Origin of the sequence: Chryseobacterium sp. FP211-J200, assembly GCF_001643375.1 — a bacterium.
GTDB classification, from domain to species: Bacteria; Bacteroidota; Bacteroidia; order Flavobacteriales; family Weeksellaceae; genus Epilithonimonas; species Epilithonimonas ginsengisoli.
On record NZ_LSHB01000040.1, the window covers coordinates 17,898 to 39,481 of the forward strand.

At 36.8% G+C, this 21,584-nt stretch carries 24 protein-coding genes; 10 read left to right on the plus strand and 14 right to left on the minus strand.

All coding sequences use genetic code 11. The features are described from left to right. Window positions 1-10 precede the first annotated feature (10 nt). Window positions 11-652 (plus strand): hypothetical protein, encoded by a 642-nt coding sequence (locus tag AXA65_RS12795; RefSeq protein WP_063970486.1) that lies wholly within the window; start codon window positions 11-13, stop codon window positions 650-652. 61 nt (window positions 653-713) lie between these two features. Here the strand turns inward: AXA65_RS12795 and AXA65_RS12800 are convergent, their stop codons facing one another. From AXA65_RS12800 to rsfS, 6 genes are all read right to left on the minus strand, one after another. Further along, a complete protein-coding gene (locus AXA65_RS12800) occupies window positions 714-1,508 on the minus strand; it encodes an alpha/beta hydrolase (RefSeq protein WP_063970487.1) in 795 nt (264 codons plus the stop codon). 164 nt (window positions 1,509-1,672) lie between these two features. Continuing rightward, complete coding sequence (locus tag AXA65_RS12805; protein ID WP_063970488.1) at window positions 1,673-2,326, minus strand: phosphatidylserine decarboxylase family protein; 654 nt, start codon at window positions 2,324-2,326, stop codon at window positions 1,673-1,675. A gap of 10 nt (window positions 2,327-2,336) precedes the next feature. After that, window positions 2,337-3,224: a phosphatidate cytidylyltransferase gene (locus AXA65_RS12810; RefSeq protein ID WP_063970489.1), complete on the minus strand. Its 888-nt coding sequence runs from the start codon at window positions 3,222-3,224 to the stop codon at window positions 2,337-2,339. 9 nt (window positions 3,225-3,233) lie between these two features. Then, the gene (locus AXA65_RS12815) at window positions 3,234-3,812 is read right to left on the minus strand and encodes an LUD domain-containing protein (protein WP_034973517.1); all 579 of its coding nucleotides are present in this window, start codon (window positions 3,810-3,812) and stop codon (window positions 3,234-3,236) included. 127 nt (window positions 3,813-3,939) lie between these two features. After that, window positions 3,940-5,901 carry an ATP-dependent zinc metalloprotease FtsH gene (ftsH, locus tag AXA65_RS12820; RefSeq protein ID WP_063970490.1) on the minus strand — a complete coding sequence of 654 codons (1,962 nt, stop codon included), beginning with the start codon at window positions 5,899-5,901 and terminating at the stop codon, window positions 3,940-3,942. Between the two features lie 39 nt (window positions 5,902-5,940). After that, on the minus strand, window positions 5,941-6,303 hold the full coding sequence (gene rsfS / locus AXA65_RS12825; RefSeq protein WP_028121978.1) for a ribosome silencing factor: 363 nt from the start codon (window positions 6,301-6,303) through the stop codon (window positions 5,941-5,943). Between the two features lie 88 nt (window positions 6,304-6,391). On the opposite strand from rsfS, the gene AXA65_RS12830 reads away from it, so the two are divergent. Further along, window positions 6,392-7,099 carry a biotin--[acetyl-CoA-carboxylase] ligase gene (locus AXA65_RS12830; protein WP_063970491.1) on the plus strand — a complete coding sequence of 236 codons (708 nt, stop codon included), beginning with the start codon at window positions 6,392-6,394 and terminating at the stop codon, window positions 7,097-7,099. A 46-nt stretch (window positions 7,100-7,145) separates the two neighbouring features. Here the strand turns inward: AXA65_RS12830 and AXA65_RS12835 are convergent, their stop codons facing one another. The 4 genes from AXA65_RS12835 to AXA65_RS12850 all read right to left on the minus strand — a co-directional run bounded on the left by AXA65_RS12835 (window position 7,146) and on the right by AXA65_RS12850 (window position 10,542). Further along, entirely contained in the window at window positions 7,146-8,240 is a 1,095-nt protein-coding gene (locus AXA65_RS12835) for an LptF/LptG family permease (protein ID WP_063970492.1), read from the minus strand. A 73-nt stretch (window positions 8,241-8,313) separates the two neighbouring features. Continuing rightward, window positions 8,314-9,447: a tRNA guanosine(34) transglycosylase Tgt gene (gene tgt / locus AXA65_RS12840; protein ID WP_063970493.1), complete on the minus strand. Its 1,134-nt coding sequence runs from the start codon at window positions 9,445-9,447 to the stop codon at window positions 8,314-8,316. Between the two features lie 3 nt (window positions 9,448-9,450). Further along, window positions 9,451-9,822, minus strand: a complete 372-nt coding sequence (locus tag AXA65_RS12845; protein WP_063970494.1) for a DUF4296 domain-containing protein — start codon at window positions 9,820-9,822, stop codon at window positions 9,451-9,453. A 3-nt stretch (window positions 9,823-9,825) separates the two neighbouring features. Then, entirely contained in the window at window positions 9,826-10,542 is a 717-nt protein-coding gene (locus AXA65_RS12850; protein ID WP_063970495.1) for a polyprenol monophosphomannose synthase, read from the minus strand. A 151-nt stretch (window positions 10,543-10,693) separates the two neighbouring features. Between AXA65_RS12850 and AXA65_RS12855 the strand changes: the two genes are divergently transcribed. Beyond that, window positions 10,694-11,518, plus strand: a complete 825-nt coding sequence (locus tag AXA65_RS12855; protein ID WP_063970496.1) for an alpha/beta hydrolase — start codon at window positions 10,694-10,696, stop codon at window positions 11,516-11,518. An 8-nt stretch (window positions 11,519-11,526) separates the two neighbouring features. Here the strand turns inward: AXA65_RS12855 and AXA65_RS12860 are convergent, their stop codons facing one another. Continuing rightward, a complete protein-coding gene (locus AXA65_RS12860) occupies window positions 11,527-12,036 on the minus strand; it encodes a hypothetical protein (protein ID WP_063970497.1) in 510 nt (169 codons plus the stop codon). A gap of 146 nt (window positions 12,037-12,182) precedes the next feature. Between AXA65_RS12860 and AXA65_RS12865 the strand changes: the two genes are divergently transcribed. The 4 genes from AXA65_RS12865 (at window position 12,183) to AXA65_RS12880 (ending at window position 16,192) form a co-directional block, all read left to right on the plus strand. After that, window positions 12,183-12,824, plus strand: coding sequence for a DUF4271 domain-containing protein (locus tag AXA65_RS12865; protein ID WP_228391679.1), 642 nt, complete (start codon window positions 12,183-12,185; stop codon window positions 12,822-12,824). Window positions 12,825-12,845: 21 nt separating this feature from the next. Then, a complete protein-coding gene (locus tag AXA65_RS12870) occupies window positions 12,846-13,586 on the plus strand; it encodes a uroporphyrinogen-III synthase (RefSeq protein WP_063970499.1) in 741 nt (246 codons plus the stop codon). 213 nt (window positions 13,587-13,799) lie between these two features. Continuing rightward, entirely contained in the window at window positions 13,800-15,845 is a 2,046-nt protein-coding gene (locus AXA65_RS12875; RefSeq protein WP_063970500.1) for a S9 family peptidase, read from the plus strand. Between the two features lie 2 nt (window positions 15,846-15,847). Beyond that, window positions 15,848-16,192, plus strand: a complete 345-nt coding sequence (locus AXA65_RS12880) for a hypothetical protein (RefSeq protein WP_063970501.1) — start codon at window positions 15,848-15,850, stop codon at window positions 16,190-16,192. A 71-nt stretch (window positions 16,193-16,263) separates the two neighbouring features. Here the strand turns inward: AXA65_RS12880 and AXA65_RS12885 are convergent, their stop codons facing one another. After that, window positions 16,264-16,752 (minus strand): SRPBCC domain-containing protein, encoded by a 489-nt coding sequence (locus tag AXA65_RS12885; protein ID WP_063970502.1) that lies wholly within the window; start codon window positions 16,750-16,752, stop codon window positions 16,264-16,266. A 190-nt stretch (window positions 16,753-16,942) separates the two neighbouring features. On the opposite strand from AXA65_RS12885, the gene AXA65_RS12890 reads away from it, so the two are divergent. Further along, complete coding sequence (locus tag AXA65_RS12890; RefSeq protein WP_063970503.1) at window positions 16,943-18,484, plus strand: sensor histidine kinase; 1,542 nt, start codon at window positions 16,943-16,945, stop codon at window positions 18,482-18,484. A gap of 92 nt (window positions 18,485-18,576) precedes the next feature. After that, the gene (locus tag AXA65_RS12895) at window positions 18,577-19,266 is read left to right on the plus strand and encodes a response regulator transcription factor (protein WP_063970504.1); all 690 of its coding nucleotides are present in this window, start codon (window positions 18,577-18,579) and stop codon (window positions 19,264-19,266) included. A 63-nt stretch (window positions 19,267-19,329) separates the two neighbouring features. Here AXA65_RS12895 and AXA65_RS12900 read toward each other — a convergent pair whose 3' ends face one another. Beyond that, complete coding sequence (locus AXA65_RS12900) at window positions 19,330-20,124, minus strand: murein L,D-transpeptidase catalytic domain family protein (RefSeq protein WP_063970505.1); 795 nt, start codon at window positions 20,122-20,124, stop codon at window positions 19,330-19,332. Between the two features lie 243 nt (window positions 20,125-20,367). Between AXA65_RS12900 and AXA65_RS12905 the strand changes: the two genes are divergently transcribed. Then, window positions 20,368-21,129, plus strand: coding sequence for a nitrilase-related carbon-nitrogen hydrolase (locus AXA65_RS12905; protein ID WP_063970506.1), 762 nt, complete (start codon window positions 20,368-20,370; stop codon window positions 21,127-21,129). A 122-nt stretch (window positions 21,130-21,251) separates the two neighbouring features. Here AXA65_RS12905 and AXA65_RS12910 read toward each other — a convergent pair whose 3' ends face one another. Beyond that, window positions 21,252-21,554, minus strand: a complete 303-nt coding sequence (locus AXA65_RS12910; protein ID WP_063970507.1) for a thioredoxin family protein — start codon at window positions 21,552-21,554, stop codon at window positions 21,252-21,254. Between the last annotated feature and the right edge of the window lie 30 nt (window positions 21,555-21,584).

The following is a 21,584-nucleotide window of genomic DNA, read 5'->3' on the forward strand; positions in this document are numbered from 1 at the left end:
CTTTTAAACTATGAAAAATTATGTATTGCTTGTTCTACTTTTATTAGTTTCTTGTAAAAAGAATTCCCCGAAACCTGAAGCTACAATCAAAGATGAAACTATTGGCTTAAAATATGAAGTTTTGAATCAGTTGATTTCTGATGAACTCAAAGATGATAGCTTAATGGGCATTAATAAAGATTTTACTAATAACTACGTTTATAATATTTCTGCTAAAAATATTTATTTGGAGAACAAAAATAAAAATAGTGATGAACCGCCTCCACCTCCAAATTTTGGAATCAGTTTAGAATATGATTCTATCTTTTTACAAAAAGATTCTGCTTATTACTTACAGCAAGATAAAGCTCTATCTAATTTCACATTTAATAAAAACAGAATAAAGAAAAAACTACAATATACTAACGACGAAGAACTTTACAAAATACACCAAATTAAGACTGGGGATTTTTGGAATGAATTCCATAAACGTTATAACGACAAATGTATTAGAACTTTCTCTGTTCCCTTTTTTAATGAAAATAAAACGTTCTGTATAGTTCAGTATTCGATGTCTTGCGGTCCCTTGTATGGTGGTGGAAATACAGCAATTTATAAAAAAACAAATAGGAAGTGGACAAGAATAAAGTCATTTGATAATTGGGTAAGCTAATAATTTAAAGAAAAAAATCAGCTAAAAAGAAGAAGGAAACCCATTAAGGTTTCCTTTTTTATTATAACTTTTCGATAGCAGCTACGATTCTACTTTTGTCCACGACCATTGCCTGGATGTGTTCTCCGGAAAACTCGATGAACTGTTTTGGTTCGGGCGCGTTGGTGTAAATCAATTGTCCTTGCTCAAACGGAACTGTTGAATCGCCTTTGCTGTAGATGAAAAGTTTTGGAACATTACTCAAAGCTTTCACATCTTCCTTTGCTGAGTAAGGTGAAATCAAGGCTTTCTCAATCATTTCCTTGTATTGAGGCGCAAAATGGATCGCGATATCTGTGAAAGACGACATTCCGCCATCCACAATCAATCCAGAAATCTTTGTTGGATTTTCTTTTGCCAAGTGCGTTGCAATCTGAGAACCCAGAGAAGCGCCATACAGATAGATTTTTGTGCTTTGAACATCTTTTCTGGCCAACAGATAATCAAACATTTTTTGACCGTCTTCTGCCACATTCAGATGGGTTGGTTTTCCACTTGACTTTCCGTAACCTCTTACGTCGACCATTACAACTTGGAATCCATTTTCTACCAATGGCTTGGTGATATATTGGTAAGTTGAAATATTACCTGCTGCGCCGTGAAAAAATATAATTGTTTTCTTGATTGATTTTGATTCAGGCTTCAAAACGACTGCAGTGATGGTGTCTCTTTCAACAGGCAAACTGATGTTTTCGATGTTTTTGAATTCCAAAGGTTTCATTTCTTTTTTCGGCTGATAGAATTTATCATCCATCTGAGCTTTGGAAAAAATGGACAACAAGATAAGGAATAGTGAAAAGAATACTGATGTTTTCATTGTTTTGATTTTTAATTATGCCTCAAAATTATATTGATGAAATATTAATTAAAAAAATATGAGTCCGAATGGTGAAAAACTCTGACTAAACTGTCAATTTTCGGGATGAAACAAAAAAAGAGACTTAATAATTAAGCCTCTTTTAAATTTATATTGATAAGAAATTAATCTCTCATTCTTGCGATAACGTCTATTCCACCTTTCGTTTTGTCTCCGATTTTGCAAAGGATCACTGTATCCAATGGAAGGAAAACGTCCATTCTGGAACCGAACTTGATGAAACCAAATTCATGACCAGCTTTTGCCTCGTCCTGAACATTACAATAGAAAACAATCCTTCTTGCCACGTAACCTGCAATCTGACGAAAAACAACTTGATGATTGGTCAAACTTTTTACTGCAACTGTTGTTCTTTCGTTTTCAGTCGAGGATTTCTCGTGCCAAGCCACCAGATATTTTCCTGGATGGTATTTTTTATAGATAACATCTCCACTTACCGGATAACGGCAAATATGAACATTAAGCGGTGACATAAAAATCGAAACCTGAATGCATTTATCTTTGATGAATTCGTCTTCAATAACTTCTTTTATCATCACGACTTTCCCATCCACCGGTGCAACCACATTTTCTGTATGATCAAGAATGGCTCTTGTTGGAACTCTGAAAAACCAGAAAATCAATCCCAACATTACTAAAAGTGGAATTAGAATAACCAAAGACCATAATTCTAAATAATAAATGGATACGGCTGCTATAAATGCAATGAACAAAATTGCAACGACCAAGGTCCCTTTTGATTCTTTATGTAGTTTCATATAATTGATTCTAAACTAGTTTTTCTAAGATAAAATAGAGATAGACAACCGGAACGCAGATGATAAAGCTATCCAACCTGTCCAAGACGCCACCGTGACCCGGAATGATATTCCCACTGTCTTTGACTGCAAAACTACGTTTTAACTGACTTTCTACCAAATCTCCTAACGGCGCGAATACGGAAACCAGGAATCCAACCATCATCCAGTTTCCTCGAAGTTCAGGGAAATATTGTTCTACGAAGAATCCCAAAATCAATGTCAGAACCACGCCGCCAGCAAATCCTTCCCAGGTTTTCTTCGGGGAAATCTTTGGCGCCATCTTGTGTTTTCCGAAGAATTTTCCTGTGAGATACGCAAAAGTATCACTGCTCCAGATCAATACAAAAAGCATAAAGATTTCTAAAGTGAAAGTTTTGCTCGAATCAAACGTACTGAATTTGGGCAAGCCTAATGAAAATGCGAATGGTAAAGTCACGTAAACGACTGTGAAAATCAGTTTTCCGTTTTCGAAGTAAAGTTCTCGGGAATATTTGAAAAGTGTAACGACGGCTATTACTATTAATCCTAATGCAAGTATCTCGCTGAAATAGTTGTTGATGCTATAGCCGTTGAGAAAATCGTGGTTGAAAAATCGTTTGGTAAATCGGTAGTAAATAATCGCGGCAACAGGAAAAACGAGCCATTTGTAAATGCTGTTATCAAATTTCATCAGCCTAATGCATTCGTATAATCCAACAATAAGAAGGAATGTGATGAATCCGTAAAAAAGATATTGCTGTTTTACTTGTGGCAGGAAACTGCTAAAGAGATTTTCGCCTAGCGGCGTGGTGCAAATAGCAATAACCAAAACATAAATGATCCCGGAAATTGTCCGCTGAATGAAATTTTTATCCAAAGCTGAAATTTAATCTTCGAGCAAAAGTAAGAAAAGTTTGGTATTATCCTTATTAGGTGTGTCTAATTTGGACTGACTTCCGCTGATAGAGGTCAGATTTTTAAGATTTCCCGCACGTTTTACCTTCATCATCGCCTCATTCAGATTATTGGCAATCTGAGAAACATTGGCCATAATGATAATTTTGCTCGGCAATCTTGAAGAATGGTAATGTAAAATATTGTTGTGTGAAAGCATAATTCTGCCGTCAAAGGCAATTAGATATTCACAAGTGATGAAAGCGGCATCGTTTTGTTCTGTCAATTCTGGCGTGTAAGGTGTTTTTATCACATCCAAGAAGTTTCTCAGATCCTGATCCCAACAGAAGACATCCTTAACTTGTTCTATCTTGATAATTTGATTGAGCGTCTGCAATGCTTCAGATTCATCTGCGCAATAATTAAAAAATCCCCCTGAATGCGTAAATAGTTGCGCAAATTTATAATCTAGATCTGCATCACGAAGTTGGTCTGCCAGTTTTGTAACATCTGGCTGCTCCTCTTCGGGCTGATTCATTATTTTATTGACGAGTTTTTTAAACAGACTCAATTTTTCTATGCTTTAATTAGTACAAATGTAAAAAAATAATTATAATCGGCTAAAAACCAAAACTTTATTTTAAAAGAAAATCCTAAATAAATTAGGATTTTCTTTTTACAATGCAGTTAAATAAGATTTAACTCTCTGGATTTAAGACGTTTCCAGCATCTACTGGATTATCAATACTCGACACTGGTTTCTCTGTCAACTCAGGATCCCAGGCACGTTTTCCGAAAATTTCTTCAAGATCCTCACGGAAGATCACTTCTTTTTCCAAAAGTTTGTTTGCCAGAGCATCCAGTTTATCTCTATTTTCTGTCAAGATATTCACTGCTCTCTCATATTGCGTTTCCACCAATTTCGAAATTTCTTCATCAATCAGTTTCGCAGTTTGCTCAGAGTAAGGTTTTCCAAAACTGTATTCCGACTGTCCTGAACTGTCATAGTAAGAAATATTTCCTACTTTATCGTTCAAACCGTAGATCGTAACCATCGCCTGAGCTTGTTTCGTAACTCTTTCAAGATCTGACAATGCTCCAGTAGAAATGTTACCAAAAACAGCTTGTTCTGCAGCTCTACCGCCCAATGTTGCACAAATCTCATCCAACATTTGTTGCGTCGTGGTCAATTGTCTTTCTTCCGGAAGGTACCAAGCGGCTCCAAGTGAACGTCCTCTCGGGACGATTGTCACTTTTAGAAGTGGTGCTGCATGCTCAACCAACCAAGAGATTGTCGCGTGACCAGCTTCGTGGAAAGCAACTCTTCTTTTCTCAGAAGGTTTGATGGCTTTATTTTTCTTCTCAAGGCCGCCGATGATCCTGTCAACTGCGTCCAAGAAATCTTGTTTATTAACTGATTCATGAGAGTTTCTTGCAGCGATCAAAGCGGCTTCATTACAAACATTGGCGATATCAGCACCGCTGAAACCTGGTGTTTGTTTTGCCAAGAATTCTCTATCGATTGAGTCATCCATTTTGATCTTAGCCAAATGAACATCAAAGATCTGTTGTCTCTCGTGCAACTCCGGAAGATCCACATAGATTGAACGGTCAAAACGACCAGCTCTCATTAATGCTTTATCCAAAATATCGGCACGGTTTGTAGCAGCCATCACGATTACGTTCACATCTGTTCCAAAACCATCCATCTCTGTCAGTAATTGGTTCAATGTATTTTCACGCTCATCATTTCCACCTTGGAAACCACCTTTTCCTCTCGCTCTACCAATCGCATCGATCTCATCGATGAAAATAATGGCAGGAGATTTCGCTTTAGCCTGAGCAAAAAGATCTCTTACTCTGGAAGCTCCAACACCCACAAACATTTCAACAAAATCAGAACCTGAAAGGGAGAAGAACGGAACTTTAGCTTCACCTGCTACAGCTTTCGCCAACAAGGTTTTACCAGTTCCCGGAGGACCTACCAATAGAACACCTTTTGGGATTTTACCTCCAAGTTTTGTATATTTTTCAGAATTCTTCAAGAAATCTACAACTTCCTGAACTTCTTCTTTAGCACCTTCCAATCCTGCAACATCCTTGAAAGTGATCTGCATCTTGTCCTTCTCGTCGAACAATTTGGCTTTAGATTTCCCAATGCTGAAAATCTGTCCGCCAGGTCCGCCTGCGCCACCACCCATTTTTCTGAAAATGAAGAAGTACAACAAAGCGAAAAGTCCACCCCACAGTGCTAAAGTAAATAGCAACTCGGAGAAACCACTTTGGCTTTTACCAAATTCCATTCTTGCCTGAGTAGGCAGTTTGGTATTGATGCTTTCAAATCTTTCCTGGAAATATCTAAGATCACCATAAGTCAGGACAAAATCCGGACTTGGTTTGATATTGATCACAGAAAGTGGATCGCTCTCCTTATCCGTCTTTTTTAGTTCAGCTTTTGCTGCTTTTGTAAGGTAAACATCAGCTTTGAAGTTGTCTCTGTAGACCATTACTTCGCCAACTTTCCCTTTTTCTACAAGTGTGTAAAATTCTTTTTCATCAATGTTTTTTACCATAGAGTCTCCAAGAAGTCCTGGAAGAAATATGAGTAAAATGAGTCCCAATAAAACGGGTATGAACCAGTTGAATCCTTTGTTATTCATTTTTAATTTTTAAAGATTGATGATGCTAAAGTGCATCTTTTAACTTTCTATTTTTGTGATCTTTGCATCACCCCAAAGTTCTTCGATGTCGTAATATTCACGGATCTCTTTTTGGAAAATGTGCACGACCACGGAAACGTAATCTACCAAAACCCACATTGAGTTTTCAGTACCCTCTACATGCCAAGGTCTGTCATTGAGGTCGTTTCTTACGTTTTTTTGGATATTGCCGGCGATTGCCGAAACTTGTGTATTGGAATTTCCACTGCAGATGATAAAAGTTTCTGCTGCGGCGTTTTCTATTCCTGTTAAATCGAAGACCAAAATATCTTCACCTTTTGTATCTTGAATCGAATCTACGATCTTATCGATTAATAATTGTTTTTCTGTAATTTTACTCATTCAAAAAATTGTCTAATTTGCAAATTTATTGATTTTTATCTATTTATCTTTCCTTTCTCATGTTTATTATCTCTTAAAGTTTTCATAAATGACCCGTTTACACCACTTCGAAAATTGTTTTTCTACAAATGACGAAATACTCTCTGTTTTGAATGAAGACGAATCAACTGCTGTTTTTACTTTTAATCAAACTAAAGGTCGCGGTCAATACGGAAATATCTGGAAGGTCATTCCGAATCAAAACCTGGCTTACTCGCTTGCTTTGAAAACTTCAAAAATCAATATTTCCGATACATTCCTCAATTACTATACCGCGATCATTGTCCGGGATTTTCTTGCCAATCTGACAAACGCAAATGTTAAAATCAAATGGCCGAACGATATTATCTTAAATGGAAAAAAGGTTTGTGGAATCCTGATCGAGAAAAAGAAGATCGATCATGAGGAATATTACATCATTGGAATTGGGATCAATGTGCTTCAATACGATTTTTCAAACCTTCCGAAAGCCGGTTCCGTATTGTCTGTCACAGGTTTAAATTTCGATTTGAATCAATTCGTTAATGAATTTCATCAACACATAATTTCAAGACTGAAAGACATTAATCCGGAAGAAATCCTGAATATCTATAATAGTTCCCTTTTCCGAAAAGACGAGATCTCTGTTTTTCAGAAAAACGATTTGCGCCAAAATGGCATCATCAAAAATGCTGACAAAAATGGTTTTCTTTGGATCGAACTGGAAAATGAAGGTTTGCAGAAATTTTTCCACAAAGAGATTGAACTCCTATATTAACTTTGGACTTTTAAACAAACAGTTTTACGATTTTACCTCAAACAAATTACTGATTCGCTCTTTTAATGTAAAGATAAGCAGCGACAGGTGCAAAAATGATATTCGGAAGCCACATTGCCAATAGTGGTGGCAAAGTTTTGTTTTCGGAAACGACATTCAAAACCTGAAAAGAAAACACGAATAGGAACGCCAAAGCAATCCCCACAGCGAGATTAAGCCCAAGTCCACCACGCTTTTTCTGAGACGACAATGACAGTCCCAAAAACGTCAAGATAATGATCGAAACCGGCATGGATGTTCTTTGATAAAGCTCGTTATAGAAGGAAGTGACGTTGTTGTTTCCTTTCATTTTTTCCCGATTGATCAAGGTTATCAGCTCAGGTGTGGTTTTATTTTGCGCGACCAATTTATCTGGAAACAACTCGGAAGGTGGCAATTTGAAATCCTGAACCTTCGTCGTGCCTTGCCCTAATATTTCGGTGTCATTTTTCCCGGCAGTTCTTTCGGTATAATTATTAATAATGAAGTGCTTTTTCTTCGCATCCCATTGGATATCGAGTGCCGTGATCTGGTAAATCAGCTTTTTGTTCTTATCAAACTTCTGATACATGTAGCCATTCCCGCGGTTTTCTTTCTTGTTGTAGCTATTGACAAAAATATAATCGGTAGGACTGATATTCGACGCAATGCTCATATTTCCCAACAACTTCTCCTTGTTGACGCTGTTATAAGTGTAAGGTTCGAGAACATTTTTCTTGATATTGGCCCAAGGTAAAATGAAATGATTCACCGCCAAAGTTGCCATGAAAATCAACAAAGAAGTAATCAAATAAGGCCTAGCAAATCTGTGAAAACTGGCTCCACTACTGATAACCGCTACAATCTCGGTATTATTGGCCATCCTGGAGGTGAAGAAGATCACGGTAATGAAAACCAAGATCGACATAAAGGTCAGAATCAAATTCAGGATCCAGAACGGATAAAAATTGAGCAGGAAATAACCAACTGTAAATCCATTGCTCTCAATCCTGGGTGTTTTTGCCTGCACATCCACAACCATAATAATGATAGACAAAAGCGCCAACATAAAAATGAGGGTTCCCAAATATTTTTTGATGACGTAAAGATCTATGATTTTCATCGAGTTATAATTGATAAATGATGATTGATAAATGATTTTCTTTTGATTCTTTTAACTTTTTTTCTTGAATCTTCTAAAGCCTTTGTTTCAACTGAGGAACGATAGAATCTTTCCACTGGTAGAAATCGCCGGCAACAATGTGTTCTCTCGCAACTTTCACTAAATCAAGGTAAAACGCCAGGTTATGGATCGATGCAATTTGTTTTGCCAAATATTCCTTCGAAACGAAAAGGTGACGCACGTAAGCCTTGCTGTAGGCGCTGTCCACAAAACTCGTCCCAAACTCATCAAGCGGTGAAAAATCTTCTTTCCAACGTTCGTTTTTCATATTCATCACACCTTGCCAAGTGAAGAGCATGGCGTTTCTTGCATTTCTGGTCGGCATTACGCAATCCATCATATCCACGCCAAGACCAATGCTTTCGAGGATATTCCAAGGCGTTCCAACACCCATCAAATATCGCGGTTTATCTTTCGGGAGAACATCTGTCACTTCGTCTGTGATCCTGTACATTTCCGGTTCTGGTTCGCCAACTGACAATCCACCAATCGCATTACCTTCTGCGTCAGCTTCTGAAATGACCTCAGCCGAAATTTTTCTCAGATCAGAATAACAAGAACCCTGAACAATTGGGAATAATCTCTGTTTGTGACCGTACAACTCTTTGTTTTCCTCAGTCCAAGTGATGCATCTTTTCAACCAACGGTGCGTGAGCTCCATCGATGTCTTCACAGCATTATAGTCGCTTGGATAAGCAATACATTCATCAAAAGCCATAAAAATATCGGCGCCAATTTGTCTTTGGATCTGCATAGAGATCTCTGGTGACATAAACCGCAGACTACCGTCGATGTGCGATTTGAATTTCACCCCCTCTTCCGTGATCTTTCTGCTTTTCGCTAATGAGAAAACCTGGTAACCACCAGAATCTGTCAAGATCGGCAGGTCCCAATTCATAAATTGGTGAAGACCGCCTGCTTTCTCCATAATGTCCATCGTAGGACGAAGCATCAAATGATAGGTATTACCTAAAATGATCTGCGCTTTTATATCTTCTTTAAGTTCTCTCTGGTGAACGGTTTTCACAGATGCAACCGTTCCTACCGGCATAAAGATCGGTGTTTGGATCTGCCCGTGGTCGGTATTGATAACTCCAGCTCTTGCTTTGGACTCTGAAGTTTTTTCTATTTCAAAAAATTTTTGCATAATTTATCTCGCTTGCGGCGGTATTCCCGGATTTTCTTTTAATTTTTTATTGATGAATGCTTCTGCTTTTGGGTCTTTTGCTACGATGATTTTCTGAGCGTCATCCAAAATCTCTTGGATCACTTCAGGTTTGGTCATGTAATATTCATAGCTTTTGGTGAACAATTCACCTTTGATCTTGTATTTTTTCAGAATGAATCTTGTGGCATTTTCAGAATTGATATTATTTCCGATGGTATAATTCTGCTCATTGATGGCAAAATCCGCAATGATCTCGGACATCTTGTCTTCCGGCAAAATGTCTTTCGGTTTTTCTATCGCCTCTGTACAGGACAAAACGCATAAAATCATTGATATGTAAAAGAAATGCTTCATGATCTACAATTTTCCGATCAGGTTTTTCCATTTCAAATTCAAAACACCGAAAACTGCTTCCTGGATGATCCCGCCGTTCATCTTGCTCACACCTTCCGTCCTATCGGTAAAAATGATTGGAACTTCTACAATTTTCATATTCTTTTTGAAAACGCGGTATTTCATCTCAACCTGGAATCCGTATCCTTTCAGTTTGATCTTGTCAAGCCCGATCGAGATCAATGTTTCTTTCTTAAAACAAACAAATCCCGCCGTCGTATCATGAATGGGAAGTCCAAGAACAAATCGCACATACTTCGAAGCGAAATAAGACAACAAAACCCGGCCCATCGGCCAATTGACCACATTCACACCTTGAGAATATCTGGAACCAACGGCCATATCTGCAGCTTTACAAGCTTCATAAAGTTTAATCAGATCTTTCGGATTGTGGGAAAAATCGGCATCCATCTCGAAAATATAATTATAATCGTTGTGAATTGCCCATTGGAAACCATGGATGTAAGCCTTGCCAAGTCCATCTTTGATCTTTCGAACGGTCAAATGCAATTGAAGCGGAAACTTCTCTCTCAGACCTTTTACGATCTCAGCCGTTCCGTCGGGCGAAGAATCGTCCACCACCAAAACGTGGAAATCTTGCTGCAAAGCAAAAACAGCCGAAATGATCTTTTCGATGTTCTCTTTTTCGTTGTAGGTGGGAATAATAACCAATTTCTTCATCCGGCAAATAATCCGCAAAGATAATCTTTAATCGCTAATGTTTATTTGGCGTGTTGGAAATTAACTTTTTTTAATAGAAATGATAACATCTTAAAATCATTTACAATCTAAAAACTCAAATTATTCGTACATTATTTTATTAATGAATAAAATGTATAAATCAACAACACTCCTTTTATTTGCCTTAATGATAATCAGTTGCAAACCGACATTGGCTTACAAGGATATTTCCTATACCCAAAATAATAATGGTGAAGATGTAAAGCTCAATATTTTCACACCGAGAAACATTAAGAACGAAAACTATCCAGTCCTTATTTTCGTCTACGGCGGAAACTGGAACACAGGAAATAAGAATAAGTACAACCTTCTCGGGAGAAATTTTGCCCGCAAAAATATGGTGGTCGTGATTCCAGATTACACTTTGAGTCCAAATGCTGACGTGGATCAAATGACAAAGGAAATCGCTTCAGCCATTCAATTTACAAAAGCAAATGCTAAAAATTACCACGGAAATCCTGAACGAATTTTCATCTCTGGACATTCTGCTGGTGGACAATTGGCAACTTCCGCCGTGATGAATCCTAAATACGGAATCCTGGAAAAAAAAATTTCAGGAATTATCATGATTGATGCTGCGGGAATCGATATGAAAAATTATTTGGAAAAATATCCGCCAACTTCAGCAGATAATTACGATATCACCTGGAGCAAAGACCCTGAAAAATGGAAACAAGCGTCGTCTATTTATTTCATTAATGACAAAACACCGCCTTTTTTGATTTACGTGGGAGAGAAAACTTATCCTTCCATAAAAGTCGCCAATGATAATTTTTTGAAAGCCCTGAAACCTTTCCAGCCAAATGTGAAGCCAATTAACTTAAACAAAAAGCATGTTCCAATGGTCTTGCAATATTTTTTACCTTGGAGCAAAAGGTTTGATGAAGCGGTCAGTTTTACGGAAAGAGTGAAGTGAATTGCAACTTACAGCCCAAGCACCAAAAAGAACAAAGCCAAATAGACCATAAACGAAATCTCAAACAACTTCATTTTATATCTATAAATCGCAATTGTATTGATAATCAAAAGAAAAAGACAAAAAATGGCAAAGAAAAACTTTGTAAAAGATCTGATGTTGTAGTAAAACAGATCCGTCCATTTCGATTTTGAATTTAATGCAACGTAAAACTTATCGTCATCATTTTCTAAGTTTTCATTTTCATTAATGTAAAAAGTCAGTTTCTTATTAATGGAATTTTTCAAGATCGCCTCGTCATTTTTGAAATAAGAAAGCATCCCATTTCCTGAATTGTAAAAAACACCCGGATATTCTTTGGTCTTGAATTTATAATATGGCACCCGGTTTCCGCTTTTCCTAACTTCAGTTACTGTTGCCTTGACCTCTATTAAATCACTATTCGAAATGAGAATTTTCCCGGGAATGTAAAATATGCCGACGATAGACAGTAATATGACAAAGGTTTTGAAACTCATTTTAATTGTGAAAAGTTTTAATCGAATTAATAATAAGAATAATATCGATGAGAAGTAGATTCCTACAGAAAAATTATCTCAATTATTTAACTTACAAATAAACCTATAACAATTTCTAATTCTTATTTTTGCAAAAAATTTGGAGCTTGGTAAGAATAGCAGAACATAATGATTGGGTGGTATATTGTATTCTCGGGAGTATTTTCGCTTACATTATCGTGCTTTCTGTTTTCAACCGCGATGCTAACATCAAGGATTTTCTTACACAGAAGATCGAGGATTCTAATAATCTAACACCTTCCTGGACGATCATTTCCATTGTCAGAAGCGTGATGATCGCTGTACTTCTGTCACAGTTCGTACCTGTTGTCCCGAAGTTCATCTCCGATATTCAGTTGTTTGGCGTTCAGCTCAACAAATTTGGTTTTGCCTTCTTAGCAGTGATCTCTTTTGACATTATCAAAAATTTGCTCACTTTTTTCTTTTACAACAGCATTGGCGACGGAAAGAATCTGAAAGGTTTGGCCCTGATCTCCAGTAAGTTCTATTTCTTGGAATCTATTGGATTGATCATCGCTGGATTTGCACTTTATTTCTATCCTTTGGATCTGGTACAATATTTTTATACGATCATTATAGTATTAATATCCTTGTTCGTGTTGAAAAACCTCATCTATATTTTTCACAAGCAGGCTATTTTGCCCGAAAAATGGTATTATAAATTTTTGTATATTTGCACGCTTCAAATAGTACCCGTGTTGGTACTTTGGAAGTTCTTATTTTATTAAATGTAACACAGACATTTTAAGATGAAAATCAAATCTATTTTAGTTTCACAGCCCGCTCCTAACGAATCTTCGCCTTATTTGGAGATTGCAAAGAAAGAGAAGATCAAAATTGATTTTCGTCCTTTTATCCACGTTCAGGGGGTGGATGCGAAAGAACTCAGAACGCAGAAAATTGACCTTACACAGTACACCGGTATTATTTTCACAAGCAAAAACGCGATCGACCATTATTTTAGATTAGCGGAGGAAATGAGATTCACAGTGCCAGATGCAATGCGCTACATCTGCCAGTCAGAGGCTATTGCCAACTATTTGCAGAAGCACATCGTCTACAGAAAAAGAAAGATCAGCTTTGGCGAGAAAACTTTTTCCGATTTGGCACCACTGTTCAAAAAACACCCATCAGAAAAGTATCTTTTGCCATCATCAGATATCTTAACGCCAGAAGTTCCAAAGGTTTTGGACTCTTCGAACATCGATTGGACGAGAGCGATCATGTACAAAACAGTGGCGAGTGATTTGACAGATATCGACATTAATGATTACGAAATGTTGGTTTTCTTCAGCCCGCAAGGAATCAAATCTTTGAAGATCAATTTCCCAACTTTTGACCAAAAGGAAACCAAGATCGCTGTTTTTGGAACCACGACCCAAGCAGCTGCAGAAGAAGCTGGATTGACCGTCAACGTAATGGCTCCAACGAAAGAAACGCCGTCTATGACAATGGCGATAGAAAAATACATCAAAAGCATCAATAAGTAATTATTGTTTACATAAATCAAAACCGTCTTCTTTCTGAGAGGATGGTTTTTTGTTTAAATTTGAGCTAGAAAAAATATCGCAAAGGCGCAAAATTAATTTCTATAATAACGTTTAAAGTCGCAAAATAAATCGTTAACCGCTTTGAAAGTTGGCGACTTTCAACATTAATACTTTAACCTAATCTTGCGCCTTTGCGTTAAAAATCAAAACAAAATGAATGCTCCAAAAGCAAAAAAAATAGAAAAACTTCTAGAAATTCATAACGACCAAAGGAATGACCCTTATTTCTGGATGAATGAACGTGAAAATCCCGAAGTCATCAAATATCTGGAGGAAGAAAATGCCTACACAGATTTTGTGATGAAGGAAACAGAAGACCTTCAGAATGACCTTTATGAGGAAATGAAATCCCGCTACAAAAAGGATGACGAGTCTTTACCTTATTTTTTCAATCAATACTGGTACATCGTAAGATATGAAGATGGGAAAGAATATCCGATTTTCTCAAGAAAGTTTCAAACCTTGGAGAATCAAGAAGAGATTCTTTTGGATGCCAATGTTTTAGCGGAAGGCAACGAATATTTCGATATTGGAAGCATTTCTATCAGCGTTAATAATGACATTCTATCTTTTTCAACTGATATTGTCGGGAGAAGAATTTATAAGATTTTCTTCAAGAATCTGAAAACCGGCGAAATCTATGGAGACGAAATTAACAATACGACTGGAAAAGCAGTTTGGTCAAGTGATAACAATTATGTCTTTTACATTAGAAAAGATGAAAGCCTAAGAGCGTTTCAGATCCATCGTCACGAATTAGGAACTGAAACTGAAAAAGACGTTTTGATTTTCCACGAGGAAGATGAGACTTTTGACGTTAATGTTTACAAAACCAAGACTTTAGACTATATTTTCATCTCTTCATCGAGTACAAATGAAGACGAACACAGATTCATTCCGGCGAATGATGTTTTTGCAGATTGGAAAATTATCCAGCCAAGAACTGAGGATTTGGAATATTCTGTGGAGCATTATCAAGATGATTTTTACATCATTACGAATGCAGATGATTCTACCAATTTTAAAATTGTAAAAACAAAAGTCGAGAATGCATCGATTGAAAACTGGGAAGATTTTATTCCGCACAGAGAAAATGTGTTGTTGGAAGGTTTTGAAATTTTTAATGACTATTTCGTTTTGGAAGAAAGAGAAAGCGGACTTCTTCAAATCAAAATCATCGAGAGCAAAACCGGAGATTCTCATTATCTGCCGTTTTCCGACCCGACTTACACCGCGTACATCGGAACGAATATGGAATTTGATACCGAAAAATTACGTTTCGGCTACACATCTTTGACAAAACCCGCTTCGACTTTCGAATATGATATGAAAGAAAAAACCACCAAACTTCTCAAAGAACAGGAAGTTTTAGGCGGAAAATTCAACAAAGAAAATTATATCTCAGAAAGAATTTGGGCAACCGCAAGAGATGGAAAACAAGTTCCAATTTCCTTGGTTTATCACAAAGACACACCGAAATCCGAAAATACGCCACTACTACTCTACGGCTACGGAAGTTACGGTCATACGGTTGACGCAAGCTTTTCTAGTACAAGATTGTCACTATTAGACCGAGGCTATATTTTTGCCATCGCACACATAAGAGGCGGAGAATATCTTGGCAGAGAATGGTACGAAGACGGAAAAATGCTTCAGAAGAAAAACACGTTTTTTGATTTCATTGATGCTGCAAAGCACTTAATAACAGAAAATTACACCTCTCCAAAACACCTTTACGCCATGGGCGGAAGTGCCGGCGGACTTTTGGTGGGTGCAGTGATGAATTACAACCCTGAACTTTTCAACGGGATTGTGGCGCAAGTTCCTTTTGTGGACGTGGTTTCGACAATGTTGGATGATACGATTCCTTTGACCACAGGAGAATATGACGAATGGGGAAATCCGAATGAGAAAGAATATTATGATTATATGAAATCCTATTCGCCTTATGATAATATCGAAGCAAAAAATTATCCTAACATATTAATTACCACAGGTTTCCACGATTCTCAAGTTCAATATTGGGAGCCAGCAAAATGGACAGCAAAATTGAGAGAATTAAAAACGGATGACAATATTCTTATCTTCAAAACCGATATGAGTTCTGGTCACGGCGGCGCAAGTGGAAGATTTGAAAGTCTTAAAGAAATTGCTTTGGAATATGCATTCTTATTTAAAATAGAAGGTTTAAAAAATTAATTATGAGCGAAGCAGAACTTTGGAAAAAAGTAGAACACTTCTTTGAAGTCAATTTTCAAACTGAGAAAAACCCGCCAATTGACACGTTATTGTTCATCATTGGTGTTCAGGAATTGGGAAGCGGACAACAGAAATTCACGAAAGATGATAAGGTCAATCTGTTGCACATCGCGGTTTGCAGGTTGCTAGAACCGTTTGGTTATTATAAATTCACGCATTACGAAGGTGGCTGGCCTCATTATGACAAACTGGATGACCTGCCAGAATTGAAACCAAATGAACAATCGCTCTTGATGAAAAAAGCGATTATTCAGTATTTTGAAGATGAGGAGATTGATTTGGAGTAAATGATTTGTTGAATTGTTGAATCGTTAATTTGTAAAATCGTTAGGCCGATAATAATCTGCGATTCAACAAATTAACGATTTAGCAAATCTTCCAACTGATTCAATCCCATTTTGAAGCCTTCTTCAAAACCCATTTCCATAATTTGAGTCAGTTCTTCTTTGGATTTAAAATGAAGATTGAAGGTCATTCTCGTGCCTTCATCGATTCCTGTGAAGCCTATTAACCATGTGGTTTGCGGTAAATCTGTTTTAACTTTTCCTTTGTCATCAGCGAAAGCCTCTGTCCAGGAAATACTTCTGTGATGCATTATTTCGCCAAAGTTTGCGATTGCAAATTCTTTTTCACCTTTTGGACCAACCATTGCGTATAACCAATTTCCGCCTTCACGAAAATCCATTTTATCGGTTTCGCATTTCCACGGTTTGGGTGCCCACCATTGGTCTATCAATTCGGATTGGGTAAAATAATCCCAAAGCTCTGTTACGTCTGCATCATAGATCTTAGAAATATAAGCGCTTGCAGAATCTAAATCGGTGTTAAAAATAATTTCGGAATTCATAACGTTCTATGTTTTTACAAACTTAATTAGATAAAATCGCACCAAACTTTTCTTATGGCAACATATTTGATATTCACAATAAAATGTTAAATCTGTTGATTTTAAGAAAAATTTAATAATTTCAAACGTCTTTTTTTATTGAGACATTCTTAAAATCATTAATTTTAACTTTTCAAACTTAAAAATTGATATGAACAACAAATTCATTCCGATCATTTCTGTATTTATGACGATTTCATTGATTGTTTTCGTCTCTCTGCAGTTGTATTGGATCAAAGAATTATACACCTCACTTGAGCAGGATTTCTCCAATAAAGTCTATTCGGCCTTAGAAACTTCCACTCAAAAAATAAATCAAATTGAGGTTGATAAGATCTATAATAAAGAATATAATAATTTAGGCAAAGAGGTTTTAGCGTCTGCAAATCAACCCACTAAAACTTACATCCAGCAAAGTACCGATTCTGCAAATCGATCCAATATTCTTTTTCAGACAACGATTGTTGAGAAGCAAAACATTCCGGTTTCCGCAAAAGGTGACACTTTATACACAACCAAACTTTATAAAGATGAAGGCCAGCTGAAACTTAAAAAAAGCTCGCCAGAGCCTTTAACTACAGACATTAGTAGAGATCTTGACAATAACGCTTATCAAATGAAGCAATTTGCCAGATTGAGCGCAACAAATTTACCGATAGAAAAACGTGTAGACAGCAAAACAATTGATTCTCTAATAACTAAGGAGTTAAAACTTAAAGGAATTGATACAAAATTCGGTTACGGTATTATTAACAAAACTAATAAACTAACAACAATTACGAATAACATCTATCTTGATCAAAAAGATAAGACCAATTACACTTATCCGCTTTTCACAGACAGCAAAGACAGAACGCTTTACACGCTTGCTATTGTTTTCCCACGGAAAGATTATTCTTTGGTAAAGCACAATTTGCCGATGCTTTTGGGAACCTTCATCTCATTGTTGACGATTCTTGGGATCTATATTATTTCCATCAATTATATGATGCGTCAGAAGAAAATTGCAGAGATCAAGACGGACTTCATCAATAACATGTCGCACGAGTTCAAGACGCCTTTGGCAACCATTTCCGTAGCTGCAGATTCTTTGGCGAATGACAAAATAGCGACCAATCCTGATAAGGTCAAATATTATTCTGGCTTGATAAAGCAGGAAAACCTGAGAATGAAAAAGCAGGTAGAAACGGTTCTGAACATGTCAAAACTGGAACGAAACGAAATGCCGCTTCATCTCAAAGAAACCAACGTGAGACAACTGATAAAAGATGTGGCAGAATCTTTCCGATTAATTGTAGATCAGCGAAATGGGACTTTGATCACAGACTTCAACGCGACCAAATATAATTTTTTGGTTGATGAGTTTCATATTTCGAATGCCTTAATTAATCTTTTGGACAATGCCAACAAATATTCTCCGGAAACACCTGAAATAAAAGTGAGTACAAGAAACGAAGCCAACTTCTACGTCATCGAGATCTCTGACAAAGGCATGGGAATGGATGCAACGAACAAAACCAAAATTTTTGAAAAATTCTTCCGCGAGGAAACCGGAAATATCCACAATGTAAAAGGACAAGGACTTGGATTGTCTTATGTGAAAAAAATCATAGAAATCCATAAAGGTCAAATTTCCGTAGATTCTAACAAAGGAAAAGGAAGCACATTTACAATTAAGTTACCAATGGTTTAAAATATAAATGATAAATGATGGTTGATAAGCGATTATAAAAATCAATCATCCTTTATCTCCGATCAATTATTAATCAAAATAAAATTAAAAATATGAGCAATAGAATATTATTAGTAGAAGATGACCAGAGTTTTGGAGCAGTTCTGAAAGATTACCTTACGATCAACAATTTCGAGGTTACCTTGGCAACTGATGGAGAAATGGGACTGAAAGAGTTTACAGAAAAAGAATTTGACATCTGCATCTTTGATGTGATGATGCCGAAAAAAGACGGGTTCTCTTTGGCAGAAGATGTGAAGAAAATCGATAAAAATACACCGATCATTTTCTTGACCGCAAGAAACATGCGTGAAGATATCCTGAAGGGTTATCAACTTGGCGCGGATGATTATATCACAAAACCATTTGATACAGAGCTACTTCTTTACAAAATAAAAGCGATCTTACAAAGAAGTGCTGTTTTGGAGAATGAAGACCAGGAACAGTTCAAGATCAGCAATATCTTCTTCGATTCTATGTTGAGACAACTGCGTGTTGGGGAGAACGAATACAAATTGTCTCCAAAAGAAAACGAACTTCTGAAATTGCTTTGCATCCACAGAAACGACTTTATGCCGAGAGATCTGGCACTTAGAAAGATCTGGAAAAAAGAGAATTACTTCACCGCGAGAAGTATGGATGTTTATATCGCAAAACTGAGAAAACTTTTGAAGGAAGATGATGGATTGGAGATCATCAACGTTCACGGCGAAGGTTTCCGTTTGTTGGTAAAGAATCCTTAATATAAACAAAAATCCCTTCAGAGTTTTCTGAAGGGATTTTTCTTTCACTATACTTTTTTACTACTAATTCGTTGCCATTTTCTGCTCCGGAGAACCTAAGATCTGGTCTTTTCGTTCATTACCCTTCAACCATTGTGAGCTCGAAAGATAATTTTGATCAGGATAGTAGATGAACAGACAAGTCCTATTTTTGATCGTATTGATGATAGGTTGTGCCAATTCTCTGGGAACCGCCGGGCAACCCCAACTTCTTCCCAATCGCTTTTCAGCTTTGATAAAATCTTCGCTCACATACTTGGCGCCGTGCATCACGATGCATCTTTCCAGTGCCGCATCATTGTAACCTTTGTCCATCCCGAACAATCTCAAGGAATAGCCGTTATCCCCGTTGTAAGTCTGCTCTGTGATGTAAAATCCGAGACTTGACTGGTGAGAATCCTCCGTGTTGGAAAAATTCATTGCAAACTCTTCACCTGTTCCTTTTCCGTGTGCAACCAGGGAATTGAACAGTATTTTTTTCTCTCCAGTATCGATCACCCAAAGGCGCTTTCTATTGGAAGACAGACTGAAATCACAAACCGAAAGCAAATCCGATGTGGTTTCCAGTTTACCGGATCTCTTCAAATTTTGGAATCCTAAAAATGCTTTTTCAAAGACTTCAAAATTCAATTTTTCTCCTTCAAACTGTAGATTCTTGTACACTTCTTCCGCTTCATTCACTGGTGAGAAATTCTTTTTTGGACTTAATTTTATTTCTTTGATCGTCACTGGAGATTGAGAAAGATTCTCGGAACTCACTGGAAAAAAAGAGGTTGTGATCAAATAAAACAAGCCTAACAACAATGGGAATTTCTTCATAAATTAATTATATTTCTTTTATTTTTTAGTGGTGCAAAATTACAATTATATCATTTTCAACAAGTTAATAGGCGTGCTTTTAACAGTTCTTTAGGAAACTTTAACTCAAAATGACAATTTATAAAGGCTTTTTATTAAGATTTCTTTATGATAAATCATGTTGTGAAATGATAGGTTGAAATCTTGACTCAAATGATAGAAACGAATTTTAAATTAATAAATTGCATTATAAAATTTTCAGTTATGTCAACACTCAAAATCGCAGGATTAAATTTGGATATCGTTTGGAAGAATAAAGAACAGAATTTCATCAAGATAGAAAATGAATTCTCGTCAATAGAAGCTGATATTTTCCTACTTCCGGAAATGTTTTCTACCGGATTCTGTATGGAAGCTGAGGAAGTGGCGGACAGAGATCTGGAAACTTTGACCTGGATGAGATCGTTTGCAAAATCAAAAAATGCCTCCGTTGCAGGAAGTGCTTCTGTGGAAGAGAATGGGAAATTTTATAACAGATTTTATTTCGTTTTTCCGGACGGCAATTTTGAATATTACGACAAAAGGCATTTGTTTTCCTATTCTGGCGAAGATAAAGTTTATACGGCTGGAACCGAACGGAAAGTTGTTGAATACAAAGGTTTCAGGATTCTATTGCAAGTTTGTTTTGATTTGCGTTTTCCTGTGTTCTCAAGAAATCAAGGTGACTACGACGCGATTCTTTATGTTGCCAATTGGCCAAGTTCCAGAGTTGAAGCTTGGAGATCCTTACTGAAAGCACGTTCCATCGAGAATCAAGCTTTTCTTTTTGGATTGAATAGGATTGGAATTGATGGTTATAAAAATGATTATGAAGAAAGTTCTTTGGTTTACTTCCCCGATGGAAAAGAAATTTCTGAACGTGAAAATAATGTTGTTTTTTCTATATGGAATTTGGAAGAATTAAAGGAATTTAGGACTAAGTTTCCGTTTTTGGCTGAGAGAGATGGGTTTGAAATAAGCTTGTAGTTTCTACTCAATATTATCATTCCGAAGGAATCCAAACCACTGAATTGGTTTTGGTCGAGATTCTTTCAGAATGACAAACTTTATGATTTTAATACTTTAAAGAAATTCAATAAGAGTAATCCTTAATTCGCATACTGTTCCAACAACCCAACCAACGAATTCACATCGTGAACACCGCTTTCTTTCCAAAGCATCTCTCCATTTTTGAAAACAGCTAGAGTCGGAACACCACGCACATTGTATTGATTAGCAATGGACGGAAATTGGTCTATATCAATTTTCACGATTCTGGCTTTTTCGCCAACTTGTTCTTTTACAGAATTCAAAACAGAGGACTGCACTTTGCACGGCTGACACCAAGTTGCAAAAAAGTCAATGAGAACAGGCCGTTCGGATTGGATGAGTTCTTGAAATTTTTGTGACATATTGAAAGAAGTTAGAGATTAGAATTTAGA